Source organism: Streptomyces sp. NPDC046985, from assembly GCF_040644415.1.
Taxonomy (GTDB): domain Bacteria; phylum Actinomycetota; class Actinomycetes; order Streptomycetales; family Streptomycetaceae; genus Streptomyces.
Genome location: NZ_JBEYWK010000008.1, coordinates 138,574 through 159,977, shown reverse-complemented (window position 1 = coordinate 159,977; position 21,404 = coordinate 138,574). Strand labels below are relative to the sequence as shown.

Here is a 21,404-nt window from a genome sequence, read left to right as displayed (position 1 = left end):
GATCGAGAGCGAGAGACGGCAAGACGGTCCGTAGAAATGCGAACCGGGCTTCTGGTTGAGCGCTCTCATTCGGGGTATTAGCCCTTGGTTGGGGGCAGGCAGCGTAGAGATCGCAATGCGGGGGGCCGCATGATTCATCTGCATTCCACGCGGGCCAAAAGGTTGCGCACACGCGTTTCATGGATCCTGGTCGCACTCGGCGCGCTGGGCATCCTCTACAGTCAGACGAAGTACGGTCTGGGAAACAGCGACCAGGTCTCCTCGGTGCTTTCCTACTTCGTCACTGTTCTCGGAAGTCTGGGCCTTCTGCCTACGCTCCAGAAGACAGATCCTCCCGCTGACGAGTGGCTCACATCGCTACGGGAGAACGTCAGCGAGTTTCTGGACTCCCAGAAGCAGTGGGCGGACATCGACACCCGCGACCTCATCCCCCTGACCCTTCGAGACGGCGCCTCGGGGGCCATTCGCCTCGCCCCGGCTGCCGGTGAAGGCGCATGGTCCGTCACGCACTGCGCCGAGCGACTCGCACAGTTCCAGCAAGCCGAGACGAGGCGTCGTACTTTCCTCAGCGCCGAGAGCGGGATGGGCAAGACCGTGCTCGCGCTTCTCCTGACGAACGGCCTGAACGCCAGAGCCGATGCCCCCATCCCCCTGTATCTGCCCCTCGCCTCCTGGAGCCCTCGCGAGGAGGGCTTCGCCGACTGGTTCGATCGGCAGGTCTCGGGTATGTACCCCTGCCTGCGGCAACTGGCCTGGCACTCCGCAAGAAGCCCCCGGCGTCAGTCTGTTCGGCGCGGGCCCCGCTACGAACGGGACAACCTCCTCAGAAGGCTCAAGGCGTCCGACCGCGTGATGCTGATACTCGACGGATTCGACGAGATCCGCGACACGGCACAGGATCAAGCCCTCGCGGAGATCAACGCCATCGAGGGGATTCCCTTGTTCATCCTCTCGCAGCCCCTGCACGTTCCGCTGAAGCTGGCCGACGTCAGCGTCCTGGAGTTGCAGCGGCCGACGCGAACGGCGGCCTGGCGCTACCTCACCGAGCGCACCAGCTCCCTCGACGCGGCGACCGAGCAGCCGTACTGGACGAATCTCCTGCACGCCCTGGACACGCACGCGCTTCCTGAGCTGACGGACCTCATGAGGTCGCCTCTGTACCTGGACCTGCTGCTGACGGGCGCGGTCCGGGCGAAGCTGCCGCGTCCCGAGCTGCCCCAAGAACTTTATGCGGAGGTCCTGCTGCACGGCGGCGAGGCGGGACGGCGACTGCTGCTGGAGACCTTTGTGGACCAGCGGCTCCGCAGCCAGATCGACTCTCCACGCCGCCGCGCCCGGGTACTGGGCCAACTACGTTTTCTGGCCCACGAGATGAACCGTACGCTGCCGGCCGCGACGGGCGTGCTGAGCCGGTTCGACCGCCTGCCCACCACGACCGCCCCCGCCCATGCCCTGGCCTGGTGGCGTCTGTACACCAGGGTGCCGCCGGCGCTGTTCGGGATCGGCGCCATGTTCGTCGCGGTGCCCGCGTACCGGTTGTGCCTGCACATGCCGGACGGACTCACACGCGGCTTCGCCGTCGGCATCGTCACGGGGGTCGTCCTGGGGGCGGGACGCGGAGTGCGGACCTGTTACGCGGCGCCTGTGGCTCTGGTCGGCGTGTGCGTGGTGATCCTGTGCCTTGGCTGGCGGCTGCGGGGGATCGACGTCGCGGTGACGGACGCGGCGGAGATCGGCCCGCCGGTCGCTTTGGTCTTCCTCCTGCGGGACTTCCTGGTCGACTCCGCCGTGCGCTGCCTGCTCGCGGTGGTGGCGATCGGAGCGAGCGCCGGAGGCGGTGTCGCCGCAGTCGCCGCCGTCGGCCTTCCCCACGACGCGCAGCGGGGATTCCCCGGCGTCATGTCGGCCGTGCTGGTGGCCGCGGTTTCGGCACGGATTCTCACCACCCCCCGGGAGCACCTGCTGCCGTCCACCGCCGACTTCAGGTGGACCACGGATCGTGGGCCGAAGCTGCCCCACTTCGCGGCGGCGCTCACGGCGGCGTGTCTGGTCGGCGTCGGAGGCGGCGTCATCGGGGGCGTATTCGGCACGGCGGGCCACGGAATACGCGTGGCACTCGCCTTCGCCGTGACCGCGGGAATTCCCATCGGAATCGTCGCCGGGCTGATCCAATGGTGGAATCAGCCGCCGCCGAAGCCGACCGCGGGTTTCTTTCTCCTCTATCGCCGCGATCAGGCTCTGGCCGTGACATCCGTCGTCCTGGTGGGTTCCTTCAGCACGCTCGGGCTCGCCTTCCTCGGTGGATTCCTGCGTTTTCTCGTCACGCCGATCGAAGCGTCGTCCGACTGGCCCAAGCCGATGGACGGGCTGCTGTTCGGAGCGACCTTGGGCGTCATCGTGGCCGCCTTCAACACCGCTTGGCTCAGCTACGCATGGTGCTGTGCTTACTTCGCTCTGCGGCGGCGGATGCCCTGGCGGATCGTCAATTTCTTCGATCTCCTCCACGAATGCGAAATCCTCCACCAGCGAGGACCCCATCTCATCTTCCGAATCCCCCATCTCCAGCAGCACCTCGCAGCACAGCATCATCCGTGACCTATGTCGGCGCGCTCGGGTACGGGTTCGCACGAGAAAGGCGGCCCTGGGCGCAGGGGGACCGCTGTCAGTGCCCGGGTGCACACTGGGTTCATGACCAGCAGCCTGTCCGCGCGTCGCAGGATCTGCCCCGCGTGCCGTCGCGAGATCGCCGTCGTCGCCGGGCGGTTCGCACGGCACGATCCGCCCGGCGCACGCGGGAGCGGCGGGCTGACGTCCTGCCCCGGCTCGCGCCAACCGGCGCAACTCGGTGCGGCACAGTCCTCGTTGGACGGGTACGCGTTGCCTGACTTTCCCGGTCAGCTCGCGCTCTTCTGAACCGACCCGGCGTTCCGTTCGGTCGGTGCCGCCATTTCGACTGTCCGCCGCGCCGCCCGGCCGCCGTCACTTCGGATGCCCACTGAGCCGTCCGGCGGCCGCCAGCCTGAGCATCCGTCCGCTGTGCTGCCCGGCCCCCGTAACCCGAACCCTGCCGAGCCGCCCGGCTACCGTCAGCCGCCGCCGCCGCGCCCGCCGCCCTAAGTTTTCCCGCCGGGCGGGCCGCCGCCCCGCCCGGCGGCGCAGCCGCATCAGTTCCCCGCGACCGACTTCACCGCCACCGACACCGAGGTCGGGCCGCTGATCAGTTCCAGGGTCAGGCCGGTCGTCGCCGGGGTGTCCACCAGTTCGGCGAGGACCGTCGCCACGTCGTCGCGGGGGACCGGGCCGCGACCGGTGCGGGCCTCCAGGCGGACGTGCCCGGTGCCGGGCTCGTCCGTGAGCGCGCCGGGGCGCAGGATCGTCCAGTCCAGGGCATCCAGGCCGCGCACGTGGTCGTCCGCCGCGCCCTTCGCCCGCAGGTACACGTCGAAGACGTCGTCGCCCTCGTGCCGCGCGTCCGCGCCCATCGAGGAGACGACCACCAGGCGCCGTACGCCCGCGCGCACCGCGGCGTCCGCGAACAGCACCGCCGCGCCCTTGTCGACGGTGTCCTTGCGGGCCGTGCCGCTGCCGGGGCCGGCGCCTGCGGCGAACACCGCCGCGTCGGCGCCCCGCAGCCGCTCCGCGACCTCCTCGACCGAGGCCGACTCCAGGTCGAGCACGATCGGTTCGGCGCCGGCCGCCCGCAGGTCGTCGCTCTGGGCGGCGTCCCGGACGATGCCCGCCGCCTCGTCACCGCACGCGGCGAGCAACCGCTCCAGCCGCAGCGCGATCTGACCATGACCCCCGGCGATGACAATGCGCATGCTTCCGACCGTACGCCCGCACGGCGCCGTCCGCCGCACGACCCGGCGACGCGCTCAGACGCACCCAGGCGCACACCGCCGCGCCCAACTCCCGCCTCCCGCGCACTCGCTCCGGCGCCGCGCACGAAAGCTCGCCGCGCTCCGGATGCCGCTCTAGTGCGGCTCGCCCGCCCCGCGCGGGCACCCGCTCGCGACGGCTCGCCACGCCCCGGTGCCGCTCACGACAGCTCTCCCCGCCCCGCCTCGCCCCGGCGCGGCGCCGCGCGCGAAAGCTCGCCGTGCTCCGGATGCCGCTCTAGTACAGCTCGCCCGGCCCCGCGCGGGCACCGCTCGCCACGCTCCGGCGCCCCTCACGACAGCTCCCCCCGCCCCGGCGCGGCGCCGCTCACGACGACTCGCCCCGCTCCAGCACCCCCCGACAGCTCGCCCCGCTCCAGCACCCCCCGACCTCGCCCCGCCCCCGCGCCCCTCACGACGGCTCGCTCCGTCCCTGCCGTGGCAGCCCCAGTTCCACCGCCGCCGCCGAGGCGCAGAACTCCCGTACCGCGCTGGTCCGCGCCACCACGCGTCCGGCGTGCACCACGATCCGGCTGTACGCCAGCGACAGCGCCCCCGCGAGCCGCGTGCCGCGCACGGCGAGCAGCTCGGCCGGGAAGCCGGCCTCCACGCGCACCTCGGGCAGACCGAGCGCCGCGCGCGCCGACGCGCTCACCGCGTCATACGCTTCCTCGGGGCGCAGCCCGTGGCGCGAGGCCAGCAGGTAGGCGGCCTCCAGCGGGTCGCCGCGCCCCACCGGATTGCACAGGTCCCGCAGGGCGCCGCTCCCGGCGGCCACCCGCACCCCCGCCGCCCGCAGCAGCCGCACCGGCGCCGTCCCAGGCGCCTCGGCGCCCGCGCAGCCGCCCTGCGGCAGGCACACCACGGTCACCCCGGCCGCGGCCAACTGATCGGCCACCCGCGCGGCGGCCTCCGCGGGCAGCCGGGCCAGGCCGCCGCACGGGCCCAGCGTCACCCCGGGGCGCAGGCCGCCCGCCATCGCCGCGATGCGCGTGAGCCGGGCCGGGTCGCTGCCGTCGGTGTGCAGGTCGACCGGGCGCCCGTGCTCGGAGGCGACCTCCAGGACCGCCTCCACGTAGCCGGTGGGGTCGGGGTCGACGTCCGGGCAGCCGCCCACCGCGCAGGCGCCCATCTTCACCGCGTCCCGCAGGACCGCCAGCCCGTCCGCCCCGGCCACCCCGGTCAGCACGCGCGGCACCGCCACGACGGTCAGCTCGGCCAGTCCGCGCAGCGCCCGCCGCGCGCGCAGGACCGCCGTCAGCGCGCCCAGCCCCTGCACGTCGCCCACCCGCACATGCGCGCGCTGGGCGGTCGCCCCGTGGCCGAGCTGGAGCAGGGCCGCCTCGGTCGCCCGGCGCTGGACGTCGTCCGGCTCGTAGGACACCGGGCCGCCGGTGTCGCCGGTCAGGGCGGTGTCGGCGTGCGCGTGCGGCTCGGCCGGGGCCGGCAGGAGCAGGTAGCCGGTGAGGTCGACGCGGGCGCCGCCGTCGGGCGCTCCGCCCGTCCGGCCGGACCGGCCGGACTCAGACGCACCGGACCGGCCGGGGCCCGGGGACCGGCCAGGGCCGGCGGCCTCGATGCGGCCGTCGGCCGGGCCGAGGCTGCCGGCCGTGCCGACCGCCTCGATACGGCCCCCGGCCAGCCGTACGTCCACGGTCCGCCCGTCGGTCAGCCGCGCCCCGCACAACAGCAGCCCTTCCGGGTCCGGCTGCCCCGAGGACCCCGACGCGCCCGACGATCCCGGCGGCCCTGCGGGCCCGAGCGGTCCCGGCGACCCCGGCCCTCCCGGCGCCCCCGGCCCTCCCGGCGACCCCGGCGACCCCGGTCGTACCGGCCACCCCGGCCGTACCCGCGGTCCGTCCGGTCCCGGCGGTCCGTCCGGTCCCGGCGGTCCGTCCGGGTCCGGTGCGCCGGAGGCCGGAGACGAGGGCGGGGGCGGCTGCTGGCCGGGGGGCATCGCACTCCAGGTACGCCAGGGGGACGGACGAGGCGGGTGGCGCGGACGGCGCGGATCACGCGGCGCGCCGCGTCACGCAAGATCACGCGACGTGACGCGCGCCGCGTCATGCAAGATCACGCAGAGTGAGTCGAGCCTAGGGCGGCCGCCGCGCGGGACCGGGGAGGAGCGCAATAGTCGTACCGGCGTGGCCAGCGGGGTCGGGGCCGCCGCGGCTGGACGCGAGGGGGCGCGGAACGGATTTGGGCGAACAGCCGCGGAGCGTGTAATGTCTTCCTCGCTCGCCCCAATAGCTCAGTCGGCAGAGCGTCTCCATGGTAAGGAGAAGGTCAACGGTTCGATTCCGTTTTGGGGCTCTGGTGTGAGAGGTCCCCGTCGCGAGGCGGGGCCGATCTCATCAAAGCGGTGTAGCTCAGTCGGTAGAGCAAGCGGCTCATAATCGCTGTGTCACCGGTTCAAGTCCGGTCACCGCTACTGACAGTAGCCGATTGCGGGTTCGGTCCTTCGATCGGCTACTCTTTCATGCGTTGTACTAGCCCATCTGTTCGTCAAGGAGCACTCACGTGGCTGCCACCGACGTCCGCCCGAAGATCACGCTGGCCTGCGTGGAGTGCAAGGAGCGGAACTACATCACCAAGAAGAACCGGCGTAACAACCCGGACCGTCTTGAGATGAAGAAGCACTGCCCGCGTTGCAACGCGCACACTGCGCACCGCGAGACGCGATAAATCAGATTGATGCGTGAGGCCGTCCCCCACACCGGGGGGCGGCCTCATGCTGTTTCATCGGTTCCTCCGCACCACCCGAACCGGCGGCCGACACCCGGCGGCGGCGACGGAGCGGCGGACCCGCCGAGAAGCGCGACCGACGACAGCGCGACGACGACGGCAGCGCGACAGCGGCGACAGCGCGACAGCAACGACAGTGCGACAGCAGCGACAGCAGGAGGTGCCGGGCCATGGCGCTCGACCAGTCCTTCGTGGGGCGGTCCTATCCGCCCACCGCCCCCTACGAGGTGGGCCGGGAGAAGATCCGCGAGTTCGCGGAGGCGGTGGGGGACGCCCACCCGGCGTACACGGACGCCGAGGCCGCGCGGGCCCTCGGCCACCCCGAGGTCATCGCCCCGCCCACCTTCGTGTTCGCGATCACCTTCAAGGCCGCCGGCCAGGTCGTCCAGGACCCGCAGCTCGGCCTCGACTACAGCCGCGTGGTGCACGGCGACCAGAGGTTCGCCTACACCCGGCCGGTGCGCGCGGGCGACCGGCTGACCGTCACCTCGACCATCGACTCGATCAAGTCGCTGGCCGGCAACGACGTCCTGGACATCCGCGGCGAGGTGCACGACGCGGCGGGCGAGCACGTCGTGACCGCCTGGACCAAGCTGGTGGCCCGCGCCGCCGAGGGGGCGTGAGGAACCGATGACCGCGAAGATCGCTTACGACGACGTCGAGGTCGGCGCCGAGCTGCCGCCGCAGACCTTCTCCATGACCCGCGCCTCCCTCGTGCGGTACGCGGGCGCCTCCGGGGACTTCAACCCGATCCACTGGAACGAGAAGTTCGCCACCGAGGTCGGCCTGCCCGACGTGATCGCGCACGGCATGTTCACCATGGCCGAGGCGATCCGCGTGGTCACCGACTGGGCGGGGGACCCCGGCGCCGTCGTGGAGTACGGCGTGCGGTTCACCAAGCCCGTCGTGGTCCCCAACGACGACAAGGGCGCCCTGATCGAGGTCGCCGGCAAGGTCGCCGCCAAGCTCGACGACCACACCGTGCGGGTCGACCTGACCGCCGTGTGCGAGGGCCAGAAGGTCCTCGGGATGTCCCGGGCGGTCGTCCGGCTGGCCTGACGGCCGCGGCGGCGCCCGCCCTCGGCGCCCGGCGCCGTCGCGTGCGGGCGCCGCCTGCGGGGTCTCGTAGTCTTGGGCGCGTGCTGGAACTCCACGACGCGCCCCTGGCCCCGCTGACCACCTTCCGGCTGGGCGGCCCCGCGACCCGGCTGATCACCGCGGTCACCGACGCCGAGGTGATCGACGCGGTCCGCGAGGCCGACGCCGCCGGAACCCCGCTGCTGGTGATCGGCGGCGGTTCGAACCTGGTCATCGGCGACAAGGGCTTCGACGGCGCCGCGCTGCACATCGCCACCCGCGGCGTCGCACTCGACGGGACCGCGCTGGAGCTGGCCGCCGGCGAGGTGTGGAGCGACGCCGTCGCCCGCACCGTCGAGGCCGGCCTCGCGGGCGTCGAATGCCTGGCGGGCATCCCCGGCTCCGCGGGCGCGACCCCGATCCAGAACGTCGGGGCCTACGGCCAGGAGGTCTCCGCCACGCTCACCGAGGTCGTCGCCTACGACCGCGCGGCGGGCGAGACGGTGACGCTGACCAACGAGCAGTGCGCGTTCTCCTACCGCCACAGCCGCTTCAAGGCCGAGCCCGAGCGCTACGTCGTGCTGCGCGTCCGCTTCCGCCTCGAAGACGCCGGCGGGCTGTCGGCGCCCCTCAAGTACGCCGAGACGGCTCGCGCGCTGGGCGTGGAGGCGGGCGACCGCGTCCCGCTGGCCGCCGCCCGCGACACCGTGCTGAAGCTGCGCGCCGGCAAGGGCATGGTGCTGGACCCCGAGGACCACGACACCTGGTCGGCCGGCTCCTTCTTCACCAACCCGATCCTCGACGACGCCGACTTCGCCGCGTTCCGCGCACGGGTGGGGGAGCGGCTGGGCGAGGGCGCCGAGCCGCCCGCGTACCCGGCGGGCCCGGGGCGCACCAAGACCTCGGCGGCCTGGCTGATCGACCGGGCGGGCTTCGCCAAGGGCTACGGCGCCGGCCCCGCCCGGATCTCCACCAAGCACACGCTCGCCCTGACCAACCGGGGCGAGGCGACCACGGAGGATCTGCTGGCCCTGGCCCGCGAGGTGGTGGCCGGGGTCCGCGACGCGTTCGGCGTCACACTCGTCAACGAGCCGGTGACGGTGGGCGTGAGCCTGTAGACCGGCGCGCGCGGGTCCGCGCGGCGAGCGCCGTGCAGACCGGCGGCCGCCGGTCCACCGGGGGCTGCCCGAGCGCCAGCGGCCGCCCGTCCACTGGCGGCCGCCCGTCCGCCCGTCCCCCGCCGCCCCCAGCTACGCCCACGGCCTCAGCGCGACCCGCACCGCCCCCCGGATCCCCAGGTGAGGTCACCCCTGGTGACGGTCAGCCGACCGGGGCGTTCAGCCAGTCGTCCACGCCCGACAGCAGCTTCGTGCGCACGTCCTCGGGGGCCGACGAGCCGCGGATCGACTGGCGGGCCAGCTCGGCCAGCTCCGCGTCGGCGAAGGCGTGGCAGCGGCGGGCGATGTCGTACTGGGCCGCCAGCCGCGCGCCGAAGAGCAGCGGGTCGTCGGCGCCCAGGGCCATCGGGACGCCCGCCTCGTACAGCGTGCGCAGGGGGACGTCCTCCGGCTTCTCGTAGACGCCGAGGGCCACGTTCGAGGACGGGCACACCTCGCAGGTCACGCCCCGCTCGGCGAGACGCCGCATCAGGCGCGGGTCGTCCGCGGCGCGCACCCCGTGGCCCACCCGCTGGGCGTGCAGGTCGTCGAGGCAGTCCCGGACCGAGGACGGCCCCGCCAGCTCGCCGCCGTGCGGGGCGGCGAACAGGCCGCCCTCGCGTGCGATCGCGAACGCGCGGTCGAAGTCCCGGGCCATGCCCCGGCGCTCGTCGTTGGACAGCCCGAAGCCGACCACGCCCCTGTCCCGGTAGCGGACGGCCAGGCGGGCCAGGGTGCGGGCGTCCAGGGGGTGCTTCATCCGGTTCGCCGCCACCAGCACGCGCATGCCCAGGCCGGTCTCCCGGGACGCCGCGTCCACCGCGTCCAGGATGATCTCCAGCGCCGGGATCAGCCCGCCCAGCCGGGGAGCGTACGAGGTCGGGTCGACCTGGATCTCCAGCCAGCCCGAGCCGTCCCTGACGTCCTCCTCGGCGGCCTCCCTGACCAGCCGCTGGATGTCCTCCGGCGCCCGCAGGCAGGAGCGCGCGGCGTCGTACAGCCGCTGGAAGCGGAACCAGCCCCGCTCGTCCGTGGCCCGCAGCTTCGGCGGCTCGCCGCTGAACACGGCCTCGGTCAGCGCCTCGGGCAGCCGCACGCCGTACTTGTCGGCCAGCTCCAGCAGGGTGGCGGGCCGCATCGACCCGGTGAAGTGCAGATGCAGATGCGCCTTCGGCAGCTCAGAGACATCACGTACACGCTCCATCCCAGGATCCTGCCGCACGCGGGGCCCCGACCGGTAGCCGGTTCCCCGTTCGCAGTCTTGCTCGCACAAACGAACCAGCGACGAGAAGGGCCGCCCGCCGGTGTCGGCGGGCGGCCCCGTGGGCGGGCCGGGAGGGTCAGTCCCTGGCCTCCGCCAGCAGCTTCTGGAGCCGGCTCACGCCCTCCACCAGATCCTCGTCGCCGAGGGCGTAGGACAGGCGCAGGTAGCCCGGTGTGCCGAACGCCTCACCCGGGACGACGGCGACCTCGGCCTCCTCCAGGATCAGCGCGGCCAGCTCCACCGTGTCCTGCGGGCGCTTGCCGCGGATCTCCTTGCCGAGCAGCGCCTTCACCGACGGGTAGGCGTAGAATGCGCCCTCCGGCTCGGGGCAGAGCACGCCGTCGATCTCGTTGAGCATGCGCACGATGGTCCGGCGGCGCCGGTCGAAGGCCGTGCGCATCTCGGCCACCGCCTCCAGATCGCCGGAGACGGCGGCGAGCGCGGCCGCCTGGGCGACGTTCGAGACGTTGGAGGTCGCGTGCGACTGGAGGTTGGTCGCGGCCTTGACCACGTCCTTCGGGCCGATGACCCAGCCCACCCGCCAGCCGGTCATGGCGTACGTCTTGGCCACGCCGTTGACGACGATGCACTTGTCGCGCAGCTCGGGCAGCAGCGCGGGCAGGGACGCCGACTCCGCGTCGCCGTACACCAGGTGCTCGTAGATCTCGTCCGTCAGCACCCACAGGCCGTGCTCCAGCGCCCAGCGGCCGATCGCCTCGGTCTCCTCCCGCGGGTACACGGCGCCGGTCGGGTTGGACGGCGAGACGAAGAGGACGACCTTGGTCTTCTCGGTGCGGGCGGCCTCGAGCTGCTCGACCGTGACCCGGTAGCCGGTGGTCTCGTCGGCGACGACGTCGACCGGGACGCCGCCGGCCAGCCGGATCGACTCCGGGTACGTCGTCCAGTACGGGGCCGGCACGATGACCTCGTCGCCGGGGTCGAGGATCGCGGCGAACGCCTCGTAGATGGCCTGCTTGCCGCCGTTGGTGACCAGGATCTGCGAGACCTCCGGCTCCCAGCCGGAGTCGCGCAGCGTCTTCGCGGCGAGGGCGGCCTTCAGCTCGGGCAGGCCGCCGGCCGGCGTGTAGCGGTGGTACTTCGGGTTCTTGCAGGCCTCGACGGCGGCCGCGACGACGTAGTCCGGGGTCGCGAAGTCGGGCTCGCCGGCGCCGAAGCCGATCACCGGGCGCCCGGCGGCCTTCAGGGCCTTGGCCTTGGCGTCCACGGCGAGGGTGGCGGACTCGGAGATCGCGCCGACGCGGGCGGAGACCCGGCGCTCGGCAGGAGGGGTTGCAGCGCTCATACCGCCATCGTTCCAGACCGGAAACACCCCGGGCACACAGGTTTCGCGGACTGGACGGGACCGGTCCGCGCCGCGAACAGCCGTCCGCGTCCAGGCCCCGGCCAGGCGATCTTCGGTCCTCCGCCGCCGCGGTCCGCAGAAGCGGCGACCAGCGCCGGACGCTTTCTGTTCGACGACCGGCTCCGGACCACGTACACTCTCACCTCGTCGACCTCCGGCGGCCGTCGCGCCCGGTGCACACCAAGCATCCGGCCGCATGCGGTACGTTGGGGGCACACAAAGGGTCGTAGCTCAATTGGTAGAGCACTGGTCTCCAAAACCAGCGGTTGGGGGTTCAAGTCCCTCCGGCCCTGCTACACACATCGTCGCCAAGATGTGTGCGCATGTACGTACAGCTATGCATCGCCGTGCGGCTCGACCGGGCGCGGCACGGCCACGACCCGGAATCAGGTGAGGACGCATGACGGACGCCGTGGGCTCCATCGACACGCCTGATGCCCAGGATGAGCTGACAGAGGCCCAGAAGAAGCCCCGTAAGGGCGGCAAGCGCGGCAAGAAGGGCCCGCTCAAGCGCCTCGCGCTCTTCTACCGCCAGATCGTCGCGGAGCTGCGCAAGGTCGTCTGGCCCTCGCGGAACCAGCTCACGTCGTACACCACCGTTGTGATCTTCTTCGTCGCCATCATGATCGCTTTGGTGACCGTGATTGACTATGGACTCAACCACGCGGCCAAGTACGTCTTCGGCTGAGTCCAGAGCGAAGGGCGCCGTGGTCATCGGCGCCCGTTTTCGCATGTTCCACCCCTTGTATCCAGGAAGAAGCAGCCACCGTGTCTGACCCGAACCTGAACCACGCCATCGAGCCGACCGAGTCCGTGGATGACGAGCTCGACAGCGCCGAAGGTGCGGACGAGGTCGACGAGGCTGAGACCTCCGGGGCGGTTGAGGCCGCCGCGGACGAGCCGGCCGAGGAGGCCGCCGTCCACGTCGAGGACGAGGCCGTCGGGGAAGCCGGGGCCGTCCACGAAGGCGCCGCCGAGGCTGATGAGGACACGCAGGCCGACGAGGACACAGAGGCCGGCGAGGACGTCGAGTCTGGCGAGGCCGCCGATTCTGGCGAGGGCACCGATTCCGGCGAGGCCGCCGAGGACGCCGAAGCCGGTGAGGCCGTCGAGGGCGAGCAGGCCGAGGCCGCCGCGGAGGAAGCGGAGGAGTCCGAGCCCGAGCCCGAGGTGGACCCGGTCACCAGGCTCCGCGAGGAGCTGCGCACGCTGCCCGGCGAGTGGTACGTGATCCACACCTACGCCGGTTACGAGAAGCGCGTGAAGGCCAACCTGGAGCAGCGCGCCGTCTCGCTGAACGTCGAGGACTTCATCTACCAGGCCGAGGTGCCCGAGGAAGAGATCGTCCAGATCAAGAACGGCGAGCGCAAGACCGTCCGGCAGAACAAGCTGCCCGGTTACGTCCTCGTCCGCATGGACCTGACGAACGAGTCCTGGGGCGTCGTGCGCAACACCCCGGGCGTCACCGGCTTCGTCGGCAACGCCTACGACCCCTACCCGCTGTCCCTGGACGAGATCGTGAAGATGCTCGCCCCGGAGGCGGAGGAGAAGGCCGCCCGCGAGGCCGCCGAGGCCGAGGGCAAGCCGGTCCCGCAGCGCAAGGTCGAGGTCCAGGTGCTGGACTTCGAGGTCGGCGACTCGGTCACCGTCACCGACGGCCCGTTCGCCACGCTCCAGGCGACCATCAACGAGATCAACGCCGACTCGAAGAAGGTCAAGGGCCTGGTCGAGATCTTCGGTCGCGAGACCCCGGTCGAGCTGTCGTTCGACCAGATCCAGAAGAACTAGTTCTCTCTGGACCCACCGCTTCCGCGCAGGTCAGGCAGGCTTTCGCAGCCTGCCTGACCTGCGCGGTTTTCAGCCGCGCAGCTATACCCGTTATCGTTGCGCGGTATGCCTGCGTCCGGGTTGTCCCCCGAGCGCGGGCAGGACCCGAATCGAAAGGACCCGGAGAGCAATGCCTCCCAAGAAGAAGAAGGTCACGGGGCTCATCAAGCTCCAGATCAACGCCGGTGCGGCGAACCCGGCCCCGCCGGTCGGTCCGGCGCTGGGTCAGCACGGCGTCAACATCATGGAGTTCTGCAAGGCCTACAACGCCGCGACCGAGTCGCAGCGCGGCTGGGTCATCCCGGTGGAGATCACGGTCTACGAGGACCGCTCCTTCACCTTCATCACCAAGACTCCGCCGGCCGCGAAGATGATCCTCAAGGCCGCGGGCGTGGACAAGGGCTCCGGCGAGCCGCACAAGACCAAGGTCGCCAAGATCACCGAGGCGCAGGTCCGCGAGATCGCCCAGACCAAGCTGCCCGACCTCAACGCCAACGACCTGGACGCCGCGTCGAAGATCATCGCCGGCACCGCCCGTTCCATGGGCGTCACCGTCGAGGGCTGAGTCCCCGCCGTACCCCCGCGGCCGCGGTCGTCCGATCGCGCCGCCGCACGTGGCAGGGCCTGCTCGGCCCGTACCACGCCTCCTCTCCGAACACTCAGGAGCAGTTGTGAGCAAGCGCAGCAAGGCTCTCCGCGCTGCGGACGCCAAGGTCGACCGGGAGAAGCAGTACGCCCCGCTCGAGGCCGTCCGTCTCGCCAAGGAGACCTCCACGACCAAGTTCGACGGCACCGTCGAGGTCGCCTTCCGTCTGGGCGTCGACCCGCGCAAGGCCGACCAGATGGTCCGTGGCACCGTGAACCTCCCGCACGGCACCGGCAAGACCGCCCGGGTCCTGGTCTTCGCGACCGGTGACCGTGCCGAGGCCGCGCGTGCCGCGGGCGCCGACATCGTCGGCGCCGACGAGCTGATCGACGAGGTGGCGAAGGGCCGTCTGGACTTCGACGCCGTCGTCGCCACCCCGGACCTCATGGGCAAGGTCGGCCGCCTCGGCCGCGTCCTCGGCCCCCGCGGTCTGATGCCGAACCCGAAGACCGGCACCGTCACCCCCGACACCGCCAAGGCCGTCACCGAGATCAAGGGCGGCAAGATCGAGTTCCGGGTCGACAAGCACTCGAACCTGCACTTCATCATCGGCAAGACGTCGTTCGACGACAGCAAGCTGGTGGAGAACTACGGCGCCGCGCTGGAGGAGATCCTCCGTCTGAAGCCGTCCGCCGCCAAGGGTCGCTACATCAAGAAGGCCGCGCTCAGCACCACGATGGGCCCCGGCATCCCGATCGACCCGAACCGCACCCGCAACCTCCTCGTCGAGGAGGACCCGGCCGCGGTCTGAGCCCAGCGCTTCTTCCGCTGGCCGCGTCGGGCACGCGAGCAGTCCAAGGGACGGATCCCGCAACCTTCCAGGTGCGGGATCCGTCTTTTGTCCGTACGGCCTTCGTACGGCTGTCAGTGGCCTGCTCTACGGTGCGGGCACGGGACTCGCATAGGGGTGGGAGAAGAGATGAACAGCACGACCGTGCGCCGGGTGACGCTCTCGATCGCGGTGGCGTCGGCGCTGGCCGGCGTGGCCGCGTGCGGCGCCTCGGACGCGGGGGAGGGCGGCAAGGCGGCCGGGCGGCGCCCGGTGCGCGTCAGCCCGATAGCCGCCCTGCGCACCGCCGAGACGTCCACCGACAAGGCGGAGTCCGCCAAGGTGCGCTCCACCATGACCCTCGGCTCCGCGTTCTCGATGACCGCGAGCGGTTCCATGTCCTGGAGCCGGGGCATCCGGGGCACCATGAACATCGCCTACACCGGCGGCAAGATGGCCGACGCGATGCGCGCGACCGGCAACTCCTCGTTGGAGACCCGCTACCTGCCGGACGGCTTCTACGTGAACATGGGCGACAAGCTCGCCTCCGTGCTCGGCGGCAAGCACTGGCTCGAGTACGCCTACGACGACCTCGCCAAGATAGGCGGCGGCTCCGGGGCCTACCTGAAGGACCAGATGCGGAGCACCGCGCCGAAAGAGCCGGTCACCATGCTGCTGGCCTCCGGCCAGGTGAAGAAGGTCGGCGAGGAGACGGTCGAGGGACAGCACACCACGCACTACGCGGGCACGCTGAACGTCGGCGACATGATGAGCAGAACGAGCCACAGGCTGAGCGCGGCCCAGCTCGCGAAGGCGAAGAAGCAACTGGAGGAGTCCGGCGTCACCGCGGAGCATGTGGACGTCTGGATCGACGACCAGAACCTGATGGTCAAGCAGACGCAGAAGGCGCGGTTCACGAAGGGCCCGATGGTCGGCCCCATGACCGTCACCGCCTACTACACCGACTACGGGACCCCGGTCTCCGCCGCGGCGCCCCGGGCCGACGACACCGAGAACTTCACCGACTTCATGAAGACCCTCGCCGCGATGAGGCGCGCTCATCCGTCTTCCTGACGAGGGGCCGCGCCCCGGGAGTTCCTCCCGTCGCCGGCGAGCACGGGAGCGACGGCGGGGCGGCGGCCCCCGCGCCGGTCGGGGGGACGGCGGGGCGGGGGAGCGGCGCCTCCGGCGCCGGTCGGGGGGACGGCGGGCCCCGCGCCGGTCGATTTGCCCGACGGCGACCGGGTCCCGTACTCTCTCACCCGAAGCCAAAGACCGCTGGTCGTTGCCGTGCGCTCGTGAGAGGGCGCGGTGGCCGAAGGATCCGCTGAAATGCGGGCGACCCGCGCAGGTGACCGTGGAAGAACTCCCGGAGTGCGCGCACTTGCCGTGCGCACGCCCGGTCGAGTCCGCCCCGTGCGCCTGCGCCGGGGCGTTTCGTTTCCCCAGTCCTCCTTCGGGTCCGCGCGGTCAGAATCACCCGGAAGGAGGCCGAGGCTCTATGGCGACGCCCGAAAAGGCTGCCGCAGTGGCGGAGTTGACGGAGCAGTTCCGCAACTCCAGCGCTGCCGTGCTGACCGAGTACCGCGGTCTCACCGTGGCGCAGCTCAAGACGCTGCGCCGTTCGCTCGGTGAGAACGCCCAGTACGCCGTGGTGAAGAACACGCTGACCAAGATTGCGGCCAACGAGGCCGGGATCACGACGCTGGACGACCTGTTCAACGGTCCGACGGCTGTCGCCTTCGTCACCGGTGACCCGGTGGAGTCGGCGAAGGGTCTCCGTGACTTTGCCAAGGACAACCCGAATCTCGTCATCAAGGGCGGTGTCCTTGACGGCAAGGCGCTGTCCGCCGACGAGATCAAGAAGCTCGCGGACCTCGAGTCCCGTGAGGTTCTGCTCAGCAAGCTGGCCGGCGCATTCAAGGGGAAGCAGTCCCAGGCTGCCTCCGTCTTCCAGGCGCTGCCGTCGAAGCTCGTCCGCACCGTGGACGCGCTGCGCGCCAAGCAGGCCGAGCAGGGCGGTGCCGAGTAACTCGGCTCGCTTTCTGATCCGCTCCGCCGTCCGGCGGCACGGGTCACAGCGGGCCGACGTACGCCCGCCATTCATGTACATCCGGCACCTGCCGAATTAGTGGAAGGATCGCCCGTCATGGCGAAGCTCACCCAGGAAGACCTGCTCGCGCAGTTCGAGGAGATGACCCTCATCGAGCTCTCCGAGTTCGTGAAGGCGTTCGAGGACAAGTTCGACGTCACCGCCGCCGCGGCCGCCCCGGTCGTCGTCGCGGGCGGCGCCGCCGGCGGCGCCGCCGAGGCCGTCGAGGAGCAGGACGAGTTCGACGTCATCCTCACGGGCGCCGGCGACAAGAAGATCCAGGTCATCAAGGTCGTCCGCGAGCTGACCTCCCTCGGCCTGAAGGAGGCCAAGGACCTGGTCGACGGTGCGCCGAAGGCCGTCGTCGAGAAGGTCAACAAGGAGGCCGCGGCCAAGGCCAAGGAGGCCCTCGAGGGCGCCGGCGCCTCCGTCGAGGTCAAGTGACCTCACGGGTCCGCCAGGACTCCCGCGCGCGCTGACGTCGGCCCGCTGGGGCTGTAACGCGAACGCACCGAAGAGCGATCATCCATCCGGGTGGTCGCTCTTGGGCGTTCCCGGGGCCGGTTGTGGCGGCCTTGCTCCGGTGACGGGGCGGGGTAGGGTGATCTTCGTTCTGGCTGGAGAGCCGCCGGAGACAGGCCGCACGTGACGAGTGCGGCATCCGGTTCGGGTATGCGGGGCCTTGACGAACGGCACGCAGCGCGCAATTCTCAGGACGCGTCGTGACGACGATCCGCATCCGAGGCATGGATCGGCGACGAAGAGGGCAGTATCAACGTGCATTGAGGGCGACTTGCCGCAGGCGGTGACGACGACGAGGGTCTTGGAAAACCCGCACTGGACATCAGTGAGCCGTGTGGCTACACTGTCCCTTTGCGCTGCCTGTTAGCTGTCCCCTGCCCGTCACCAGGGGCATGCCCTCACCTCAGCATCGATGAGCAGACCACGCCTGAGCTGGCCTTTCGGCCATTCGAGGCACTGTCCGCCCCGGTGTGCGGGAGAGGGACCGGTACGCGCGTAGTGAGTCCGAGCCCTCGGAAGGACCCCCTCTTGGCCGCCTCGCGCACTGCCTCGACCGCGAATACGAACAACGGCGCCAGCACCGCCCCGCTGCGCATCTCTTTTGCAAAGATCAAGGAGCCCCTCGAGGTTCCGAACCTCCTCGCGCTGCAAACCGAGAGCTTCGACTGGCTGCTCGGCAACGACGCCTGGAAGGCTCGCGTCGAGGCGGCTCTGGAGTCTGGTCAGGACGTCCCCACCAAGTCCGGTCTTGAGGAGATCTTCGAGGAGATCTCCCCGATCGAGGACTTCTCCGGGTCGATGTCGCTGACGTTCCGCGACCACCGCTTCGAGCCTCCGAAGAACTCGATCGACGAGTGCAAGGAGCGCGACTTCACCTACGCCGCCCCGCTCTTCGTCACGGCCGAGTTCACCAACAACGAGACCGGCGAGATCAAGTCCCAGACCGTCTTCATGGGCGACTTCCCGCTCATGACGAACAAGGGCACCTTCGTCATCAACGGCACCGAGCGCGTCGTGGTGTCGCAGCTCGTCCGTTCCCCCGGCGTCTACTTCGACTCCTCCATCGACAAGACCTCCGACAAGGACGTCTTCTCCGCCAAGATCATCCCGTCCCGGGGCGCCTGGCTGGAGATGGAGATCGACAAGCGCGACATGGTCGGCGTCCGCATCGACCGCAAGCGCAAGCAGTCCGTCACCGTCCTGCTCAAGGCGCTCGGCTGGACCAACGAGCAGATCCTCGAGGAGTTCGGCCAGTACGAGTCGATGCGCGCCACCCTGGAGAAGGACCACACCCAGGGCCAGGACGACGCGCTGCTCGACATCTACCGCAAGCTGCGTCCGGGCGAGCCCCCCACGCGCGAGGCCGCGCAGACGCTGCTGGAGAACCTGTACTTCAACCACAAGCGCTACGACCTCGCCAAGGTCGGCCGCTACAAGGTCAACAAGAAGCTCGGCGCCGACGCCCCGCTCGAGGCCGGCGTCCTGACCGTCGAGGACGTCATCTCGACGATCAAGTACCTGGTGAAGCTGCACGCCGGTGAGACGGAGACCGTCGGCGACAGCGGCCAGGCGATCGTCGTCGAGACCGACGACATCGACCACTTCGGCAACCGCCGCCTGCGCAGCGTCGGCGAGCTGATCCAGAACCAGGTCCGCACGGGTCTCGCCCGTATGGAGCGCGTCGTGCGCGAGCGCATGACCACGCAGGACGTCGAGGCGATCACGCCGCAGACCCTGATCAACATCCGGCCGGTCGTCGCCTCCATCAAGGAGTTCTTCGGCACCAGCCAGCTCTCGCAGTTCATGGACCAGAACAACCCGCTGTCGGGTCTCACCCACAAGCGCCGCCTGTCGGCGCTCGGCCCCGGCGGCCTCTCCCGTGAGCGGGCCGGCTTCGAGGTCCGTGACGTGCACCCCTCGCACTACGGCCGCATGTGCCCGATCGAGACGCCGGAAGGCCCGAACATCGGCCTGATCGGCTCGCTCGCCTCCTACGGCCGGGTCAACGCGTTCGGGTTCGTCGAGACGCCGTACCGCAAGGTCGTCGACGGCCAGGTCACCGACGAGGTGGACTACCTGACCGCCGACGAGGAGGACCGCTTCGTCATCGCGCAGGCCAACGCCACGCTCAACGACGACATGCGCTTCACCGAGAACCGCGTGCTGGTCCGCCGCCGCGGCGGCGAGGTCGACTACGTCGCCGGCGGCGACGTGGACTACATGGACGTCTCGCCGCGCCAGATGGTGTCGGTCGCGACCGCCATGATCCCGTTCCTGGAGCACGACGACGCCAACCGCGCCCTGATGGGCGCGAACATGATGCGCCAGGCCGTGCCGCTCATCAAGTCCGAGGCGCCGCTCGTCGGCACCGGCATGGAGTACCGCTCCGCGGTCGACGCCGGCGACGTGGTCAAGGCCGAGAAGGCCGGCGTGGTCCAGGAGGTCTCCGCCGACTACATCACCACCGCCAACGACGACGGCACCTACATCACCTACCGGCTGGCCAAGTTCGCCCGCTCCAACCAGGGCACCTCGGTCAACCAGAAGGTCATCGTCAACGAGGGCGACCGCGTCATCGAGGGCCAGGTGCTCTCCGACGGCCCGGCCACCCAGAACGGCGAGATGGCGCTCGGCAAGAACCTGCTCGTCGCGTTCATGCCGTGGGAGGGTCACAACTACGAGGACGCGATCATCCTGTCGCAGCGCCTCGTGCAGGACGACGTCCTCTCCTCGATCCACATCGAGGAGCACGAGGTCGACGCCCGTGACACCAAGCTCGGCCCCGAGGAGATCACCCGGGACATCCCGAACGTCTCCGAGGAGGTCCTCGCCGACCTCGACGAGCGCGGCATCATCCGCATCGGCGCCGAGGTCGTCGCGGGCGACATCCTGGTCGGCAAGGTCACCCCGAAGGGCGAGACCGAGCTGACCCCGGAGGAGCGCCTGCTGCGCGCGATCTTCGGCGAGAAGGCCCGCGAGGTCCGCGACACCTCGCTGAAGGTGCCGCACGGCGAGATCGGCAAGATCATCGGCGTGCGCGTCTTCGACCGCGAGGAGGGCGACGAACTGCCGCCCGGCGTGAACCAGTTGGTCCGCGTCTACGTCGCGCAGAAGCGCAAGATCACCGACGGCGACAAGCTCGCCGGCCGGCACGGCAACAAGGGCGTCATCTCCAAGATCCTGCCGATCGAGGACATGCCGTTCCTGGAGGACGGCACCCCGGTCGACATCATCCTCAACCCGCTGGGCGTCCCGTCCCGGATGAACCCGGGACAGGTCCTGGAGATCCACCTCGGCTGGCTCGCCAGCCGCGGCTGGGACGTCTCCGGCCTCGCGGAGGACTGGGCCCAGCGCCTCCAGGCCATCGGCGCCGACCAGGTCGACCCCGGCACCAACGTCGCCACCCCGGTGTTCGACGGCGCCCGGGAGGACGAGCTGGCCGGTCTGCTCCAGCACACCATCCCGAACCGGGACGGCGAGCGCATGGTGCTCCCCACCGGCAAGGCGCGGATGTTCGACGGCCGCAGCGGTGAGCCGTTCCCGGACCCGATCTCGGTCGGGTACATGTACATCCTGAAGCTGCACCACCTGGTCGACGACAAGCTGCACGCCCGCTCGACCGGCCCCTACTCGATGATCACCCAGCAGCCGCTGGGCGGTAAGGCCCAGTTCGGCGGCCAGCGGTTCGGCGAGATGGAGGTGTGGGCACTGGAGGCGTACGGCGCCGCCTACGCCCTCCAGGAGCTGCTGACCATCAAGTCCGACGACGTCACCGGCCGCGTGAAGGTCTACGAGGCCATCGTCAAGGGCGAGAACATCCCCGAGCCTGGCATCCCCGAGTCCTTCAAGGTGCTCATCAAGGAGATGCAGTCTCTCTGCCTGAACGTGGAGGTGCTGTCCAGCGACGGCATGTCCATCGAGATGCGTGACACCGACGAGGATGTCTTCCGCGCTGCGGAGGAGCTCGGCATCGACCTGTCCCGGCGCGAGCCGAGCAGCGTCGAAGAGGTCTGACGGGAGTCCGGCGGGCCTCCTCACCAGGAGGCCCGCCGACCCCCAGGCCC

The 21,404-nt window shown here is 70.8% G+C and carries 18 protein-coding genes and 3 tRNA genes; 17 read left to right on the top strand and 4 right to left on the bottom strand.

Annotated elements, in window-relative coordinates; all coding sequences use genetic code 11:
- Window positions 1–129 precede the first annotated feature (129 nt).
- Together ABZ861_RS12920 and ABZ861_RS12915 are read left to right on the top strand one after the other, a co-directional pair.
- A complete protein-coding gene (locus ABZ861_RS12920) occupies window positions 130–2,595 on the top strand; it encodes a hypothetical protein (protein WP_361628247.1) in 2,466 nt (821 codons plus the stop codon).
- A 105-nt stretch (window positions 2,596–2,700) separates the two neighbouring features.
- Window positions 2,701–2,913, top strand: coding sequence for a hypothetical protein (locus tag ABZ861_RS12915; protein ID WP_361628651.1), 213 nt, complete (start codon window positions 2,701–2,703; stop codon window positions 2,911–2,913).
- Between the two features lie 251 nt (window positions 2,914–3,164).
- Here ABZ861_RS12915 and ABZ861_RS12910 read toward each other — a convergent pair whose 3' ends face one another.
- Together ABZ861_RS12910 and ABZ861_RS12905 are read right to left on the bottom strand one after the other, a co-directional pair.
- The gene (locus tag ABZ861_RS12910) at window positions 3,165–3,821 is read right to left on the bottom strand and encodes an SDR family oxidoreductase (RefSeq protein ID WP_361628244.1); all 657 of its coding nucleotides are present in this window, start codon (window positions 3,819–3,821) and stop codon (window positions 3,165–3,167) included.
- Between the two features lie 469 nt (window positions 3,822–4,290).
- Window positions 4,291–5,571 (bottom strand): amidohydrolase family protein, encoded by a 1,281-nt coding sequence (locus tag ABZ861_RS12905; RefSeq protein WP_361628648.1) that lies wholly within the window; start codon window positions 5,569–5,571, stop codon window positions 4,291–4,293.
- Window positions 5,572–6,118: 547 nt separating this feature from the next.
- Here ABZ861_RS12905 and ABZ861_RS12900 point away from each other — a divergent pair.
- The 6 genes from ABZ861_RS12900 (at window position 6,119) to ABZ861_RS12875 (ending at window position 8,818) form a co-directional block, all read left to right on the top strand.
- Window positions 6,119–6,191, top strand: a tRNA-Thr gene (locus ABZ861_RS12900).
- A 45-nt stretch (window positions 6,192–6,236) separates the two neighbouring features.
- Window positions 6,237–6,309 (top strand) — tRNA-Met (locus tag ABZ861_RS12895).
- A gap of 89 nt (window positions 6,310–6,398) precedes the next feature.
- Window positions 6,399–6,563, top strand: coding sequence for a 50S ribosomal protein L33 (rpmG, locus tag ABZ861_RS12890; protein WP_003948671.1), 165 nt, complete (start codon window positions 6,399–6,401; stop codon window positions 6,561–6,563).
- Window positions 6,564–6,793: 230 nt separating this feature from the next.
- Window positions 6,794–7,246, top strand: a complete 453-nt coding sequence (locus tag ABZ861_RS12885) for a MaoC family dehydratase N-terminal domain-containing protein (RefSeq protein WP_361628241.1) — start codon at window positions 6,794–6,796, stop codon at window positions 7,244–7,246.
- 7 nt (window positions 7,247–7,253) lie between these two features.
- Window positions 7,254–7,682 carry a MaoC family dehydratase gene (locus ABZ861_RS12880; RefSeq protein WP_361628238.1) on the top strand — a complete coding sequence of 143 codons (429 nt, stop codon included), beginning with the start codon at window positions 7,254–7,256 and terminating at the stop codon, window positions 7,680–7,682.
- An 80-nt stretch (window positions 7,683–7,762) separates the two neighbouring features.
- Window positions 7,763–8,818 (top strand): UDP-N-acetylmuramate dehydrogenase, encoded by a 1,056-nt coding sequence (locus ABZ861_RS12875; RefSeq protein WP_361628235.1) that lies wholly within the window; start codon window positions 7,763–7,765, stop codon window positions 8,816–8,818.
- Between the two features lie 202 nt (window positions 8,819–9,020).
- Here the strand turns inward: ABZ861_RS12875 and ABZ861_RS12870 are convergent, their stop codons facing one another.
- Both ABZ861_RS12870 and ABZ861_RS12865 read right to left on the bottom strand, forming a co-directional pair.
- On the bottom strand, window positions 9,021–10,061 hold the full coding sequence (locus tag ABZ861_RS12870; RefSeq protein WP_361628232.1) for an adenosine deaminase: 1,041 nt from the start codon (window positions 10,059–10,061) through the stop codon (window positions 9,021–9,023).
- 136 nt (window positions 10,062–10,197) lie between these two features.
- Entirely contained in the window at window positions 10,198–11,424 is a 1,227-nt protein-coding gene (locus ABZ861_RS12865; protein ID WP_361628229.1) for a pyridoxal phosphate-dependent aminotransferase, read from the bottom strand.
- Window positions 11,425–11,704: 280 nt separating this feature from the next.
- Here ABZ861_RS12865 and ABZ861_RS12860 point away from each other — a divergent pair.
- The 9 genes from ABZ861_RS12860 to rpoB all read left to right on the top strand — a co-directional run bounded on the left by ABZ861_RS12860 (window position 11,705) and on the right by rpoB (window position 21,354).
- A tRNA-Trp gene (locus ABZ861_RS12860) sits at window positions 11,705–11,777 on the top strand.
- Window positions 11,778–11,884: 107 nt separating this feature from the next.
- Entirely contained in the window at window positions 11,885–12,172 is a 288-nt protein-coding gene (gene secE / locus ABZ861_RS12855; RefSeq protein WP_361628226.1) for a preprotein translocase subunit SecE, read from the top strand.
- 80 nt (window positions 12,173–12,252) lie between these two features.
- Window positions 12,253–13,272 carry a transcription termination/antitermination protein NusG gene (nusG, locus tag ABZ861_RS12850; RefSeq protein ID WP_361628223.1) on the top strand — a complete coding sequence of 340 codons (1,020 nt, stop codon included), beginning with the start codon at window positions 12,253–12,255 and terminating at the stop codon, window positions 13,270–13,272.
- Between the two features lie 169 nt (window positions 13,273–13,441).
- A complete protein-coding gene (gene rplK, locus ABZ861_RS12845) occupies window positions 13,442–13,876 on the top strand; it encodes a 50S ribosomal protein L11 (RefSeq protein WP_361628220.1) in 435 nt (144 codons plus the stop codon).
- 106 nt (window positions 13,877–13,982) lie between these two features.
- Complete coding sequence (gene rplA / locus ABZ861_RS12840; protein WP_361628217.1) at window positions 13,983–14,708, top strand: 50S ribosomal protein L1; 726 nt, start codon at window positions 13,983–13,985, stop codon at window positions 14,706–14,708.
- A 168-nt stretch (window positions 14,709–14,876) separates the two neighbouring features.
- Window positions 14,877–15,800 carry a hypothetical protein gene (locus ABZ861_RS12835; protein ID WP_361628214.1) on the top strand — a complete coding sequence of 308 codons (924 nt, stop codon included), beginning with the start codon at window positions 14,877–14,879 and terminating at the stop codon, window positions 15,798–15,800.
- A gap of 427 nt (window positions 15,801–16,227) precedes the next feature.
- A complete protein-coding gene (rplJ, locus tag ABZ861_RS12830) occupies window positions 16,228–16,758 on the top strand; it encodes a 50S ribosomal protein L10 (protein WP_361628211.1) in 531 nt (176 codons plus the stop codon).
- A gap of 117 nt (window positions 16,759–16,875) precedes the next feature.
- The gene (rplL, locus tag ABZ861_RS12825) at window positions 16,876–17,262 is read left to right on the top strand and encodes a 50S ribosomal protein L7/L12 (RefSeq protein WP_361628208.1); all 387 of its coding nucleotides are present in this window, start codon (window positions 16,876–16,878) and stop codon (window positions 17,260–17,262) included.
- 606 nt (window positions 17,263–17,868) lie between these two features.
- Window positions 17,869–21,354: a DNA-directed RNA polymerase subunit beta gene (gene rpoB, locus ABZ861_RS12820; protein ID WP_361628205.1), complete on the top strand. Its 3,486-nt coding sequence runs from the start codon at window positions 17,869–17,871 to the stop codon at window positions 21,352–21,354.
- Window positions 21,355–21,404: the final 50 nt, after the last annotated feature.